Below are 15,217 nucleotides of genomic sequence, written 5' to 3' on the forward strand. Positions count from 1 at the left end.
TGGATTCAGTCCAATTCCTTTCAAAAACTATTTTATGCTCGGCCTGATTACGTTCGTTTTAATTCTTTTCATTCCAGTCATTTTCATCTGGCTCGCCTGGCGCAGCGATAAACGCTTTAAAAATTTTCATTAAGTCATTTTACAGCCGTCAAAAACTGTACCGTCACGATCAGGAGATTAGTTTTTATTTTCCTGCACATCTACCCTGCCACCCAGCTCACTTTTTCCTGAATTGGTTTTCGTTTACCCGGCACAGATGGCACCTTAACATATCCCAGATAAAAGAATCCCATCAGTTTGTCATCGGGCTCCAGTCCGAATAACGGCTTTGCTTCTTCAATAAAAGTAATACCGCCGGTGCTCCAGTAACCGCCAATATTATCATAGGCCGAAATAGTTAAATAAATATTCTGCACAGCGCAGGCAACGGCTGCAATTTCTTCCATTTCTGGCAACAAATCGGTATTACGCCGGCATCCGATCGCAATTACATGTGAGCATTGTTGTGGCATTACAAGCATTTGCTCATATTTATTTTGTTTGAATTTGGGACCTGCAAATTTTTTATAAATATCTGCCTGTTGTTCGGCCAGTTTTTGCAAACCGGCGCCGGTAAACACCGTAAATCGCCAGGGTTCGGTTATTTTATGCGTTGGCGCCCAGTTGGCATTTTCAAGGGCCTGCCAGATGATGTCGTCAGGAATCTTTTTTCCGGGTTCAAATTGCTGCGTAAACACACTGCGGCGTGTACGTATCAATTCATTGATCATTTCACTTTTATGCATAGCGGCAAAGATATAGCTAAGCGCTAAAAACAGAAAATGAACAAAGCTGTACCTTTGATCAATGCGTATATTATTAATGCTGATTTGTTTTTTTACCGTACCGTCGTTATATGCTACTGATAATGTTAATCTGGATAGTCTGCTGGTGCATCGACATTTTTTTCAGCTACAACGCGAATTAAAAAGCGATGCTTACAAAGATCTTCCCGAATTCCGCAAACTATACTACCAGGCTTTTTTACATAATTTTTTTCACGATCTCGCTACCTCTAATCAGGAAATTTCTATTCTTCTTGATAAATATAAAAAACAACTCAGCAATTCACAGATCAGCAATTTGCTGATGAAAAAGATCGACAACCATGTTAAGCTGTTTGAGTATAAACAGGCCCATAGCACTACCCGGCTGCTGCTAAGCAAATACCGTAATCTTTTATCGGCCGAAGAACTCGACGACGCTGAAAATTCTGATATTATCTGGAAAGGGCTTCAGCATATTGCTCCACAAACCACTATCATTACAGAAGATACGCGTATCGCCTATCGGCGCGATCTGGCGGGCCTCATTAACATACCCGTAAATTTTGCCGACAGCACTTTTAATTTCATATTCGATACTGGTGCTAATTTGTCGGTTATCAACGAAACCTATTCGCGAAAAACAAATCTGCACATGCTGAATGTGCGGTTTAAAGTACACGCAATTACGGGCATTGAAGTATTCGCTAATCTTGGCGTGGCTGAAGCATTTAAAATCGGCAATATCATTATACGAAATGCGGTGTTTATGGTTTTTCCCGACAGTGCGTTGTCGTTTGCACACGGATTTTACACCATCAAAGGCATCATCGGCTTTCCTGTTATTGAACAATTGCAGGAAGTTCATATTAATAAAAATTCCATGACTGTGCCGAAAACGGCTTCAGACCGCACTATCAGAAATTTTGGTGTAGATGAATTGTTACCCGTTGTAACCATTGCCTTCAACACTGATACCCTGCCATTTACATTCGACACCGGAGCGCAGTTTACTTTTTTGAATGAACCGTTTTACCGGAATTATAAAAATCTGATCGACACCAGCGGAAAATCGTTCGATATGCAGGTTGGCGGCGCCGGCGGAGTTACCAAAACCCAGGCATACCGGCTACCGGAATTAACACTGAACATAGCCGGTCAATCGGCCGTTTTAAAAAATGTTGCCATAAAAACAACCAGCTCAACCCCTAAGGACAAATTGTATTACGGCAATCTGGGACAGGATTTTATGAATCAGTTTCAGGAAATGATCATTAATTTCCGGTACATGTACGTTGATTTTGTACGATAAAAATTTCCCGACCCGATTGTAACCCATATTATTAGCATAACCGCCCGATTGTTTTACTTTTGCAGGCTGAAATGACAGGAAGGTTACGAAATTGCCCCTTTGGCATTTGACTTTCTGCCTCAATTGACTAATTTGACTTTTTATTATGTTAGCAGGATTAACGAATGTTACTTTTGAATTTGGCGCCCGGGCAATTGTAGAAGATGCAACATGGCATATTCAACCCAATGAACGTATTGGTTTAATTGGCTATAACGGAACCGGAAAATCAACTTTATTAAAATTACTGGTGGGCAATTATCAGGCTTCGGCCGGCACCGTAGAACGTAGCCGGGGAACTACTATTGGTTATTTACACCAGGACCTGTTGAGCTTTGACACCAGTGATTCAATTCTTGAGGTAGCACTCGGCGCCTTTGAAAGGGTATTGCTGCTGGAAAAAGAAATTGAAGAACTGGGTAGGGATCTGGAAAAAGCTTCTGCTATCACCCATCCTGCAGGAAGCCAGGCCGCAGCCGACGCCGATGCGCTGCTGCATAAATATTCCGATGCGCTGCACGAAATGGATACATTAGACGGGTACAATATTCATCATAAAACTGAGGAAGTATTGCAGGGACTTGGTTTTTCGAATGACGATCTTAAACGTCCCTATCGTGAGTTCAGCGGTGGCTGGCGCATGCGCGTGCTGCTCGCCAAAATGATCTTACAACAGCCCGATCTGCTGCTGCTCGATGAGCCTACCAACCACCTTGACCTGCCATCGATTGAATGGCTTGAAAAATACCTGCTGCACTATCAGGGTTCGGTGGTTATAGTGAGCCACGATAAATATTTTCTCGACCGAATGGTAACCAAAATTGTAGAGGTATACCAACGCCAGCTGCACATTTACAATGGCAATTACTCATTTTACGAAACCGAAAAAGTGCAGCGGATTGAACTGCAACAACGGGCATTCGAAAACCAGCAGGACTACATTCGCCAGCAGGAACGCTTTATTGAGCGCTTCAAGGCAAAAGCCAGCAAAGCTGCAGCCGCACAAAGCGCCATGAAGCGATTAGACAAGTTAGATCGCATAGAAGATGTGGCGATTGAACGTCCGAGCCTTCGCATCAATTTTCAGGTAGATAAAGTACCAGGGAAAGTTTTATGTGAATTGAAACACATCACCAAAACGTTTGGCAGCAATACAATTGTTGAAAACACTTCGGCCGAAATAAACCGGGGCGATAAAATAGCGCTTATCGGCGCCAACGGAAAGGGAAAATCAACCCTGCTGCGCATTATTGCCGGAGCTGAATCATATAACGGCGAGCGCAAATGGGGACATAACGTTGAAGAAAGTTTTTATGCCCAGCACCAGCTCGAAGCGCTGGATGTAAACAATACCCTTCTCGATGAAATGAAAAACGCCGGCAGCCAGAAAACCGAACAGGAATTGCGTACACTGCTCGGTTGCTTTTTATTCAGCGGTGACGATGTAGACAAAAAAATTAAAGTTTTGAGCGGTGGCGAAAAAGCCCGCGTGGCATTGGCCAAAACCATCATCAGTAAAGCAAATTTTCTGATGCTCGATGAGCCTACCAACCACCTTGACATACATTCGGTAGAATTGCTGATCGAAGCATTGAATAAATATGAGGGCAGCCTGATCCTTGTTAGCCACGACCGTTATTTTGTATCGAAGGTAGCCAACACCATCTGGGAGATAGATAACCATAAAATTAAAATATTCAACGGCGGATACGAAGAATTGAGTGAATGGAAAGAAAGACAGAAACAGAAGCAGGATGCCGGAAATCAGAAACCGGAAGTCAGAAGTCAGAAGTCGGAAACCGGCATTAAGAAATCAGATGCTGATGGCAATAGGGCCGGAAGTCAGAAACCGGAGACTCCTCAGACTTCAGACGTCAGACCTCAGACTTCAGATCCCAAACCAATTAACAAGGAACTGAAAAAAGAGCTGCAAAAACAGCAACGCATATTTCAGCAGCTCGAGGAAACGATCGGGCAGTTGAATAAGCAAAAATCAACGCTCGAATTGCAGTTAACGGCTCCTGAAACCTATGGCGACAAAGAAAAATTCGTAAAAACCGAAGCCGATTATAAAAAAGTGAGCGAAGAGTTGAAGCGACTGAACAAACAATACGAAGAAGTGTTTGAGAAGATAATGGAACTGGAGGCGAAGCAGTAAGAAGCACGAAGTCGGAAGTCGGATGTCAGAAGACCTCGCGATGTGATTATCCCTGAGTCTTTTCAGACTTCAGACCTCAGACTTCTGACATCAGTTTTCAAAACCATCCCATGAATATAACGATCAGAAAAGGCACTGAAGCCGATTATCCGGCTATTATTGACTTGATCAACGAATTCGCATTCTTTCAAAAAACACCGGAAAGAGTAACCAACACAGTTGAACAAATGAATGCCGACAACAAACTATTCCAGTGTTTTGTTGCGGAAGATGAAACAAAAAAGATCGTAGGATATGCCGCCTGGTTCTTTGCTTATTTTTCCTGGACGGGCAAAGCTTTATACCTTGACGATTTATATGTAGTGGAATCTGCACGCGGAAAGGCGATCGGCACCCGGCTGTTACATACAGTTATTGAACATGCGAAAGCATCGGCCTGTAAAAAAGTTCGCTGGCAGGTATCGCACTGGAATAAACCGGCTATCGCATTTTACCGCAAAATGGGCGCCTGGATCGATACCGAAGAAATGAATTGCCACTATGAAATACATTAACTATTTTGAGATTTGGCGATTTTGAGATTTTGTGATTTTTTAAATCACAAAATTCCTAAATCTCTAAATCCCTGAATATAATTATTCCTAATTTGTAGCCCGATGTGGGGGCCTAACATGATTAGATTAAAAAAATACCGGCCTGTTGTAGTACTGTTCCTGTTGTTGAATCACTCTGCAACTGCACAGCTTCCGGCCCATCGTCCGAAAATTGGCTTAACACTTAGCGGCGGAGGCGCCAAAGGGCTGGCCCATATCGGTATTTTAAAAGCCATCGATTCGGCGGGGCTGAATATCGACTATATAACAGGTACCAGCATGGGCAGTATCATCGGCAGCCTGTACGCCATTGGTTATTCGGCCGACAGCATTGAAAAAATTACCCGCACCATCGACTGGGACCAGTTGCTGAGCAACCAATCTTCGCTTCGCAGCATTTTCATGGAAGAAAAAGACGAGTATTCGAAATACGTTATAGAACTTCCCTGGCAAAAAAGCAGTTTCAGGCTGCCGAGCGGCCTGTTACAGGGACAGGAACTATGGTTGAAATTTTCAGAGCTGTTTTTACCGGTTTATCAGCAAAAAGATTTTTCAAAATTCAGCATCCCCTTTCGTTGCATAGGCACCGATGTGGGCAATGGCGAAGCCATTGTAATGAAGGAGGGAGAGATCATTACAGCCATCCGCTCAAGCATGGCTATCCCCTCGGTATTTACAGCTGTAGATTATAACGGCAAACGAATGGTTGATGGTGGCATTGTACGCAATTTTCCGGTTCGCGACGTAAAAGAAATGGGAGCCGATATTGTTATCGGAAGCAATGTGGCAAGCGGCCTGCTGCCTTCAGAAAAAGTACGAAACGTTCTTCAGATACTATTACAGATCGCCTTTTTCAGAGAAGCCGAAGATGCCAAAAGTGAAGTGCCCCAATGTGATATTTATATTCCGTTTAAAATGGAAAAATTCAACATGGGCAGCTTTAGTGATGGTCAGGCCATTTTAGACCTCGGTATTGAAGAAGGACGTAAATTATATCCCCGCTTTAAAAGACTGGCCGATTCGTTGAACACCATATACGGACCGGTAGAGCTAAAAAAGAACCGGCTTCCGGCTATTAATACGGTAACTATTTCTTCTTACGAAGTACATGGTACCGAAAAAACTTCTGACGCTTTTTTTGCACATACCATGGACCTGCAAATTAATAAACCGTATACGGCAAAAAATCTGGCCGATATGGTACGCCAGGCATCTGGTACGCGCTATTACAGCCGAATCGTATATTCATTGGTACCTCAACCCGATAGTACCTGCAAAATTATATTTGATGTAACCGAAAACCCGTTTACGTTTGCCAAACTGGGCATACTCTATAACCGGTTTACAGGAGTAGGAATAATCGGTAATTTAACCGCAAGGAATTTTTTTATAACCAATTCCCGAAGCCTGGTAACCATTAATATTGGTGAAAGCTTTCGTATTCGTGGCGAACACCTGCAATATCTGGGACGCCTGAAAAATTTTGCATTGATCCTCGGAACCCAGTTCGACCGGTTCGATGTTTCGACCTATGATCAGTACAAACAGGATGGATTATATAAGCAAACCTTTTTCAAGTTCGGCGAAAAACTGCAGTACTCCCCTACCCGTAGCTTTTCAATCGGAGCAGGTCATAAGTTCGAATGGGTGCATTACACACCTAAGATCACCAAACAATTTGAATTTAAAGGAAGCAACAGCTTTAATACCCTGTATGCGTATATTGAGCATAATTCGCTCGACAGAAGTATATTTCCACGAAAGGGTATAAAGCTCGAAGCGGAAGGCGCCCGGGTATTTGAACAGCACCCGGATATTACTTTCTATACCAATGGAGAGCCATCTTCAAATCCCGACACCACCAACATCAGTACAAATCCGTATTTACGTACTACGCTTAATGTTGAAAGTTATATACCCTTTGGCCGCCGGGCTATCCTGTTGTTGAATGCGCAGGGTGGTATAAACTTTAGTTATAAACGTAATATTTTGAACGAATTTGCCATTGGCGGATTAACCAAAATTTTCAGGAATCAGATCACATTCGCCGGTTTGCAGGAAGCAACGTTGTATTCACCGGCCCTGGCCACACTGCAGGGCGGATTACGGGTGCAACTGTTTTCCAACACCTATCTTACAGGCAGGGCCAACGTACTGTTCACCAATTTTATCAGCACCAGTGCGTTCTTTCAAAACCCCGATTTCTTATCGGGCTATTCTTTAACCTACTCATACAATTTTGCGCTCGGCCCTCTTGAAATAAGCACCATGTACTGCGATCAAACGAAAAAGCTGCAGTGGTATATAAATCTGGGGATACCATTTTGATCAGCATGTTTGTACCGGAAACACTTCATCATTCATAATTCTTCATTCAATATTCGTTATTCTCCGTTTCCTTCATGCGACTTTATAAAATCGCTTACGAGGTAACTGATCAGTTTTCCGGTGGTATCGTTGGTACGTCCATCAGTTAACCGGGTGGCGCCTTCGCAAATATGCAGATAAGCCACCTGACTGTCGCGGGCAGCCAGAGTTACATACTGGCGGGCATGTAAAGGCGAAATACCGGAAGGTGTAATTGCGCTGGATAAAGTATTTTCGATGCAATCGAGATCTACTTCAATACCGGTGTAATTTTCTTCGGTAAAACCGGTAGCATGGGCCACAGCCTGTATGAAATTCCTTTTTTCAAGTATAAATATATCTTCGTAAGTAATGAAATCAAGAAAGGGATTATTCACTATATCGAGCCAAACGTTTTGGGGAAGATAATTTTCATGCAGTCCTACCACACAATATTTTTGCAGGTACCCATCTTCTTCGGCATACCTGAATCCATTGCCGCTGTGCCTTCCTTCGGCAGGTCTGAAATCGGAATGCGCATCGAGGTTGATACAATTTATCTGCGCCAGCGGTAATATACCCGCTTTATGTAACCCTTTGGCAGCTCCTTTTATCAACGGATATGAATTGTTATGTCCGCCGCCGATAGCAACCGGTATTTTACCATGCGAGGTAATGATCTTGGTTAATTCTTCCACATCCTCATCTATGGTGATCACTGCATGACGGTAGGCATCGATTTTTTCTTCATATCCATAGGCATTTTGTTCAATCAGATCCATGGCATCTTTGAAATTAAAATGGCCTAACAGAATGATCTCTTCACCATTTAAAAAATCATTGCTTTGAATATTTAAAAAGGCCGATAAAAAAGAATCCCAGGCCGAATCGGCTCCACCGGTGCCATGATTGGCGCGTATGCCAATATCTTCAGGAATGCCAAATACAACATAGCGTGCAGGCGATTGTTGCAAAACTGTTTCCAGCACATTTTTATCGCCAACTACCTGAACGCTTTCTCCCAGCTTTGTTTCAAACCGGCGTATCCTTGTTAAATTAAGAACATCGTGTTTATTATAGAATTTGAAATGTTTCATATAGCGGTCTTTATATAAGTTATAGGTTTTAAGTTATAAGTTTTAAGTCATTGGTCATAGGTTGTAAGTTGTAAAGGCAGCAGGTATTTACTTATTACTTACAACTTATTACTTATTACTCGTTTCCGAGGCCTGAGAAAATCGAGCGGGTGACTTCTGAAATATTTCCATAATATCTTCAAAAAGCCCGGATAATCGCGTAACCGAATGCCTCGTGAACGTACCGCCACAATAAACGCCAGTGTAAAGCTTACCAAAAAGTTCAAAAAGCCAATGCCTAATACCCCTGCAACCACATTAGCCAGGTATTTGTAATTTATATGCTCCCACCCTATTCCATAAGCACCTAAAGAAGTGTTGGCGGCCGAAATGGTAATATGCCTGATGTCGAAAGGTATACCAAATATTTTGGCAACCAAACCGGCCATGCCAAGAAAAAAACCAAGTGAAATATTACCGGCAAGACTACCGCCATATTCATTCAGGTAAGCTGCAATTTTTTGTAACCGTTTTTGCGGTAAATACAGGCGTAATACAGGATGTTCGGTAAGCCGCTTGCCAATGCGCCCGTAATTAATTTTGTTTTGAACGTAACCGGCAATAATTCCGCTAAGAAAAAGAAAAAAACCGGTATTACATGCGTATAATAATGAAAGACTTTGGCCGGGATGCTGGTCCTGCAATAAATGTACGGCCTGTTCGCCCTGTACCAGCGGATGGCCCACAATCCAATCATATAACCAGGCCAGCAACCAGGTGCCCGGAAATACAACGATCAGGTTACCGATAAAGGAGGCTATCTGGCTGCGCGAAACTTTAGAAACCGTTACAGCCAGGTTGTACAGGTTGGGTGGTTCATCTGATTTGCGGGCATCTAACGAACTGGCAACAGCGCTGGCGGTAAAGGCCGGTTGTTTGGTGGCAAGGGTAGCTTTGGTTTCTTCAATCGTCACAAAACCCAAACTGTAATTTACACTGTATACAAAGCCCTGCCAGAATATAGGCCAATGCAATAGTCCCAGCAGGTTTTTAGCAATCGCCACAAAACAAATGATCAAACCGCCCCACATGGCGCTTCCGATCATTTGAAAATATTCAAGCGGCGATGAAGTAATGTATTTGTTTCCTTTTTTTCCTTTATGCTCGGCTATCTGGTAGGCCAGGTAGCCGGTGGTTTGGGATAGAAATTCCCTGATACTGTTCTTGCGGTTTTCATTGCGCACCACGGCAATAAACAGGTTGGCAAAACGCGCGAGATTGATTTTTTCATCGGCATCTGCAATATCCAGCAGCAAATGCATCCGGTTCAGCTTCTGTTCTATCTGAAACAGAATAAAGGTTTGCGAAAGACTGGTGCCTTTTTCAGCCGTTTCATTTCTTATGTATTGAACCAGTTCGGCACATTCGTTTAACACCGGCTTTATTTGTTCGGCCAGTTCGCGCACGCCTTCTTTACTTTGATTATGCCTTATAACAAGCTCTTTTAATTCGTAAACAAAGTGTTGCTGTGCCGAAAAGGGATTGTTAGGTGGTTGCCATTGTGCAGGCGTATGGTGGGTTATTTCGTTCTCCCATCCCAACTGGGCCACCCGGGCGCTTAAAATCTGTAACGACAGGATCGCCTGTTTTATAATTACCGGTTCGTTGCCCGAAAAAGAAAGTCCGATCAGTTCAAAAAACTGAATCCATTTTTCACGGCCGATATGTTCAACCCATTCATAATCGTTCTTCTTAAAAAAAATGCGGTTTAACAGGTATAAAAAATCATTGGGGTCCTGTGCTGCAGGCAGAAATTTATGTTTCAAACGGGCGTACAATTCGCGCCCGGCCCCGCGTGAAATGGTTATACCGCTTTCGGTAAGCAGGGGAACCAGGTTGCTGTTGATCAGTTGCGCCAGTATGGCAATTCGCAAATTATTCAGTACAGCGGGATGCTGATGCAGGAACCGTATGGCTTCGGCAAATTTTTTATTGGCCCTTTCAAATTCAGGCAGGCGCGGACGAATCATGGCTATAAAAGCCACGAGATAGTTTAATGTTTCTTCACGGTCTTTAATAGAAACGGTACGGTCCTTTTCCAGAAATTCGGTAACCAGGTTTACTTTTTTCTTTTTTCTAAACATCATCATTTATAGTAATTATTCACCGTGGCCGTTTCCAATCCTTCGACCCGCCTATAGTCGGGCAGGCTTCGCTCAGGACCTGGGCACCCACTCGCCCTTTATCATTACGTTCTCAACTAAATTCGAGCCGAATGCATAGGGAAGATACGCTAATGATGGCACAGGCTTAGTAACAATCAGGTTAGCTTTTTTACCAATACTTATACTGCCCAGCTCGTTACCGCATTCCATAGCATGCGCGCCGTTGATAGTGGCAGCGTTGATCGCTTCCTCGGGCAGCATTTTCATTTGAATACAACTCATGGCTACCACGAGGTTCATATTACCACTCGGACAGGAGCCGGGGTTGAAATCAGATGCAATAGCAATGGCGCAACCGGCATCGATTAATGCACGTGCAGGCTGAAAAGGCATTCTTAAAAAGAAAGCTGCTCCCGGTAATAATGTACCAATTGTATTGGAACCCGCCAGCGTTCGAATGGCATCTTCATCCATTGTTTCCAAATGATCAACACTGATGGCGCCCAGCGCAACACCGGTTTGCACCCCGCCCGACAGGTTCAGCTGGTTGGCGTGAATTTTTGGTTTTAATCCGTATTGCATGCCGGCCCTGCAAATAGTGGCTGTTTCTTCAGTAGAAAAGAAGCCTGTTTCGCAAAAAACATCAATATAATCGGCCAGTTTTTCTTTGGCTATCACCGGCAGCATGTCATTAATAATTAAATCAATATATGCCGGATGATCATTTTTATACGCTGTAGGAAAAGTATGAGCGCCTAAAAAGGTTGACTTAATAGTAAGATTAGATTTTTGTTGCAGCTTTTTTATCACCCGCAACATTTTCAACTCACATTCTACCGTTAGTCCATACCCGCTTTTTATTTCAATGGCGCCTGTTCCCAGGGCGGCCAGTTCCTGCAACCGCTTCCAGGCCAGGTTAAACAGTTCATCTTCCGAAGTATCGTTTAGTTTTTTGGCAGAGTTTAAAATGCCGCCTCCTTTGGCTGCAATTTCTGCATAACTGAGGCCTTTTATTTTATCAATAAATTCATTTTCACGGCTTGCGGCAAATACGAGGTGGGTGTGACTATCGCACCAGGCCGGAAGTACTAATTTACCTGCGGCATCTACTATATTGTCGATTTCAGATTGCCTGTTGCCAATGGCATCCATGGGGCCATATGCTGCAATGATCCCATCTTCAATAAACAAAAATGCGTTGTTTACACATGGCAGTTGGGATAAATCTTTTCCACGCAACAACGGCCATTGTTCGCGAACATTTACCAGTTGTTTGATATTGGTAATAAGTGTAGTGGCCATGGGGTGAAGATAAATAATTTGAAAATGGTAAAATTTGAAAATTTGAAAATGAAGCCCCCAAAAATAAAGCCGTCCCACGGTTCTTTGCAATCCCTATAGTTATCGGATGCAGAAAACCACGGCACGGCTGATCATTTTCTTTTACCGTTATAACAGTTTACGATTCTGTACCTGCCATTTGCTGGGCCACGATGGGTAACATTAATTTTTTTAGAAATTGTAATACTTTCTGCTGCGAAAAAACAGTATACTGGGCAGCGGTAGAGCCATTGCTCACTTTTATATTATAAGCGCGTTCGGCAAGCGCTTTAAACATATCTTCATCGGTAGTATCATCACCCATACATAGTACAAAATCGGGTTGCAGGTCGTTCACTATTTTCAGCGCCATTATGCCTTTATCAAAACCCGACATTCTTACTTCAACCACTTTATTGCCATCGACTACCTGCAGCATGGTGTTTTGTAAAAGCTGCGACAGGTTATTAATAAGTTCCCTTGAGCGGGTAAAGCCCAGGTCGGGATGGGTGGTGCGATAGTGCCAGGCGAGTGTATTGGTTTTTTCTTCGATAAAAGAACCCACGCAACGGCTTACAAACATTTGCATAATGGGCCGTATTTCATTTTTCCACTGATCGGGAATTGATACAGCCTGTTGCCACTGGTCGTTCTTTGTGCGGTAGCTGGCCCCATGCTCGGCCACCAGCCATACCGGCAAATCGCCCAGCCATCTTTCCAGGGTATCAGCTTCACGGCCGCTGATAATAACCACATTGTTTTTAGGATCAGATGACAAGCTGGTTAATAGGTTTTTCAACTCTTCATTAGGCGTAGCCTCTACCGGAAGGCGTGCAAACGGAACCAGCGTTCCATCGTAATCGAGCAGCAGGCAACGGCTGTTTGCCATCTGGTAATGCAAATGTATTTGTGCAATAATGCGCTCGTCGAGCAATTTTGCCTGTTGCTTTTGTTGTTCAAGCTTAACATTCGATAACTGATCGAGAAAATCACTTACCCATTTTATTACATCATAATCGGCCAGCCGTTGTTGCATCAGCTGCATGCGGTGTTGTTGTTCTTCGGGAGGCATAGTCAAAGCCCTGTTGATGGCATTGGATACATCGATGATGTCGATAGGATTTACCAGCAGGGCTTCGTTCAGTTCATTGGCGGCGCCGGCCAGTTCACTTAATATCAAAACGCCTCTGCGTGCCGAACTGCTGGCCACATATTCTTTGGCTACGAGGTTCATGCCGTCGCGTAACGGAGTTATTAAAGCCGCATCAGCGGCTTTATACAAAGCGGCCAGTTCGCCAAATGGCAAATGGGTATACCGGTAAATGATCGGTTGCCAGCTGATTGATGATAGTTTACCATTTATGGTTCCTATCTTCTGCTCAATTAATTGTTTTCTTTCGTGATAAGCCTGAATATCGCCGCGTGATGGCACGATGTTCAAAATAAACACAACCTGTTCGCGCCATTGGGGATATTGCTCCAGAAAATAATCAAATGCGTTCAGGCGGTCCATCAAACCTTTGGTATAATCGAGCCGGTCAACAGAAAATATGATCTTCTTTCCTTCAAAATTCTTTCTGATCTCGTTATAATATTTTTTTGTTTCAGGATCGTTGCAGGCCGTGTTGAATTTTTTATAATCAATACTGATTGGAAACAGATCGGCTTTAATTAAACGGTCCTGCCATTGCAAACTGTGAAAATAGCTATCAACGCCGAGGATCATTTTAACCGACTGCAAAAAATGCTGCGCATAATCGTGTGTGTGAAAACCAACAAGATCCGACCCAAGCACGCCTTTTAGTAAAGTAGTTTTCCATTCGGCAGGCAGCATTCTGAATATTTCGTACGACGGAAAAGGAATATGTAAGAAGAAGCCGATGGTGGCCTGCGGATTTCCTGCACGCAACATTTCGGGCAGCATCATCAGCTGATAATCGTGTATCCAAACTGTATCATCGGGTTGCAGTAATGGCAATAAAGCATCTGCAAAGTTTTTGTTCACCTTTACATATGCATCATAATACTGCGTTTGATAATCGGCCAAACTTGGAAAGTAATGGAACAGGGGCCATAACACCGAATTACTAAAACCGTTGTAATAATCTTTATATAATGTTTTGTTCTCGAATAAGGGAATAATATGAAAATCAAGGCCGTTTAGTTTTTCCGACACAACATTCCATTCTGTTTGTGGAAAATCTGCCACACCCAGCCACAGTTTTTCTGAAAAACCTCTGTTTTTAGAGCTTTCGCTTTCAAAATAGCTTTTTATAGCTGAAACCAGTCCGCCCGAGCTTTGCCTTAAGGTAAGTTGTTCACCTTCATGATCAATAGAAAACGGAAGCCTGTTTGATATAATAATCAATCGTCCCATAGAATATACAGTAAACCAGTTAATAATAACGACCTGATTAGAAAAGTATCAAATAGCTTACAGGCCTTTTACATTCAGTCACTCATTTTTAAGAAATTTTAGTGCCAATGATTTTTTGATGGTTTGATAGCTTAATTATTTGATGGTTGGGAGGCTGCGGTTTGAAGTCTCTAACTATTTATTTGCAGTTTACATTTCGGGTTCCCAACAATTAAACCATCAAACCATAAAACAATTTTTTGTTACGACTTTCACATAAAAAAAGGAGACAAAGATTTCTCTTTATCTCCTTTTTTCTTTAAGCTCTTAGCTTATTTTTTATGCGCTTAGCTTATTATTTGAAATTAATTTTTAGTTTCTGACGTGAAAGTTCTCTTACAAGTCCTGTATTTTGAAAGGCATTTGTTACCAGGAAGAACAAATACAGGGGTTGTGAAACTTCAGCAATTTTTTGTGATTTTTCAGTTGAAGGCACATAAAATTGTTGTATCGTTTTTGTTCCCACAACCGAATGATCGTTTACAATTTTTACCTCTTTATCAAAACGGTGAACCGGCTTTTTCCTGTCGTAAAACCAATACAACCAGCTATTATTGCAAATAACCAATTCCTTGTTTGTATTGAAATTTTCTTCTGCCATTACTTTGTAGGGCACTTCCTGTAACTCAGGGATCGGGTCTTTATCACCCAGCTTATTGACGTTGCCCGCAAAATCGGCATATAAGTATACGCCGTCCATATCTTCGAGCGTAACTTCTATTGTGAAAGGTTCCTTTTTTAAATCAAGTTCACCGTTAACGGGTGTAACTGCTGTTCCATTCTGAAGAATCCGGATGCCTAATTTGGGCTGTTGGGAAAATGTGGTAAATGCTAAAAAACAAAAAAAGAACAAGGAAATGGTTGTTTTCATATAACGGATTTTTTAAAATACATTGATTGTCACACATTCAACCTAATAGGATAAATATAGTAATTATACCATATGATTACTAGTCTATCTATTAATGTGTAACATCAACGGCAATATA

10 protein-coding genes are annotated in these 15,217 nt (G+C 42.5%); 4 read left to right on the forward strand and 6 right to left on the reverse strand.

Annotation, left to right across the window (positions count from 1 at the left end; translation table 11 throughout):
* Window positions 1-200 precede the first annotated feature (200 nt).
* Window positions 201-785 (reverse strand): nitroreductase family protein, encoded by a 585-nt coding sequence (locus AC59IL_RS16310; RefSeq protein ID WP_496553229.1) that lies wholly within the window; start codon window positions 783-785, stop codon window positions 201-203.
* 61 nt (window positions 786-846) lie between these two features.
* On the opposite strand from AC59IL_RS16310, the gene AC59IL_RS16315 reads away from it, so the two are divergent.
* The 4 genes from AC59IL_RS16315 to AC59IL_RS16330 all read left to right on the forward strand — a co-directional run bounded on the left by AC59IL_RS16315 (window position 847) and on the right by AC59IL_RS16330 (window position 7,233).
* On the forward strand, window positions 847-2,115 hold the full coding sequence (locus AC59IL_RS16315) for an aspartyl protease family protein (protein ID WP_496553230.1): 1,269 nt from the start codon (window positions 847-849) through the stop codon (window positions 2,113-2,115).
* A 145-nt stretch (window positions 2,116-2,260) separates the two neighbouring features.
* The gene (locus tag AC59IL_RS16320; RefSeq protein ID WP_496553231.1) at window positions 2,261-4,312 is read left to right on the forward strand and encodes an ABC-F family ATP-binding cassette domain-containing protein; all 2,052 of its coding nucleotides are present in this window, start codon (window positions 2,261-2,263) and stop codon (window positions 4,310-4,312) included.
* A gap of 110 nt (window positions 4,313-4,422) precedes the next feature.
* Window positions 4,423-4,866 (forward strand): GNAT family N-acetyltransferase, encoded by a 444-nt coding sequence (locus tag AC59IL_RS16325; protein WP_496553232.1) that lies wholly within the window; start codon window positions 4,423-4,425, stop codon window positions 4,864-4,866.
* Between the two features lie 117 nt (window positions 4,867-4,983).
* The gene (locus AC59IL_RS16330) at window positions 4,984-7,233 is read left to right on the forward strand and encodes a patatin-like phospholipase family protein (protein ID WP_496553233.1); all 2,250 of its coding nucleotides are present in this window, start codon (window positions 4,984-4,986) and stop codon (window positions 7,231-7,233) included.
* Window positions 7,234-7,289: 56 nt separating this feature from the next.
* On the opposite strand, the gene AC59IL_RS16335 is transcribed toward AC59IL_RS16330, so the two are convergent.
* The 5 genes from AC59IL_RS16335 to AC59IL_RS16355 form a co-directional block, all read right to left on the reverse strand.
* On the reverse strand, window positions 7,290-8,348 hold the full coding sequence (locus AC59IL_RS16335) for a formimidoylglutamase (RefSeq protein WP_496553234.1): 1,059 nt from the start codon (window positions 8,346-8,348) through the stop codon (window positions 7,290-7,292).
* Window positions 8,349-8,446: 98 nt separating this feature from the next.
* The gene (locus AC59IL_RS16340; protein WP_496553235.1) at window positions 8,447-10,477 is read right to left on the reverse strand and encodes a site-specific recombinase; all 2,031 of its coding nucleotides are present in this window, start codon (window positions 10,475-10,477) and stop codon (window positions 8,447-8,449) included.
* A gap of 66 nt (window positions 10,478-10,543) precedes the next feature.
* Entirely contained in the window at window positions 10,544-11,794 is a 1,251-nt protein-coding gene (hutI, locus tag AC59IL_RS16345) for an imidazolonepropionase (protein ID WP_496553236.1), read from the reverse strand.
* Window positions 11,795-11,951: 157 nt separating this feature from the next.
* A complete protein-coding gene (locus tag AC59IL_RS16350; protein WP_496553237.1) occupies window positions 11,952-14,189 on the reverse strand; it encodes a bifunctional alpha,alpha-trehalose-phosphate synthase (UDP-forming)/trehalose-phosphatase in 2,238 nt (745 codons plus the stop codon).
* A gap of 334 nt (window positions 14,190-14,523) precedes the next feature.
* Window positions 14,524-15,099 (reverse strand): hypothetical protein, encoded by a 576-nt coding sequence (locus AC59IL_RS16355; protein ID WP_496553238.1) that lies wholly within the window; start codon window positions 15,097-15,099, stop codon window positions 14,524-14,526.
* Window positions 15,100-15,217 lie beyond the last annotated feature (118 nt).

This window comes from Niastella sp. sgz303648, from assembly GCF_059587045.1.

What these genes read in the sequence shown, in the direction of transcription:
- AC59IL_RS16310 (WP_496553229.1), bottom strand. Translation starts at nt 785, where the DNA reads ATGCATAAAAGTGAAATGATCAATGAATTGATACGTACACGCCGCAGT.
- AC59IL_RS16315 (WP_496553230.1), top strand. Translation starts at nt 847, where the DNA reads ATGCGTATATTATTAATGCTGATTTGTTTTTTTACCGTACCGTCGTTA.
- AC59IL_RS16320 (WP_496553231.1), top strand. Translation starts at nt 2,261, where the DNA reads ATGTTAGCAGGATTAACGAATGTTACTTTTGAATTTGGCGCCCGGGCA.
- AC59IL_RS16325 (WP_496553232.1), top strand. Translation starts at nt 4,423, where the DNA reads ATGAATATAACGATCAGAAAAGGCACTGAAGCCGATTATCCGGCTATT.
- AC59IL_RS16330 (WP_496553233.1), top strand. Translation starts at nt 4,984, where the DNA reads ATGATTAGATTAAAAAAATACCGGCCTGTTGTAGTACTGTTCCTGTTG.
- AC59IL_RS16335 (WP_496553234.1), bottom strand. Translation starts at nt 8,348, where the DNA reads ATGAAACATTTCAAATTCTATAATAAACACGATGTTCTTAATTTAACA.
- AC59IL_RS16340 (WP_496553235.1), bottom strand. Translation starts at nt 10,477, where the DNA reads ATGATGATGTTTAGAAAAAAGAAAAAAGTAAACCTGGTTACCGAATTT.
- hutI (WP_496553236.1), bottom strand. Translation starts at nt 11,794, where the DNA reads ATGGCCACTACACTTATTACCAATATCAAACAACTGGTAAATGTTCGC.
- AC59IL_RS16350 (WP_496553237.1), bottom strand. Translation starts at nt 14,189, where the DNA reads ATGGGACGATTGATTATTATATCAAACAGGCTTCCGTTTTCTATTGAT.
- AC59IL_RS16355 (WP_496553238.1), bottom strand. Translation starts at nt 15,099, where the DNA reads ATGAAAACAACCATTTCCTTGTTCTTTTTTTGTTTTTTAGCATTTACC.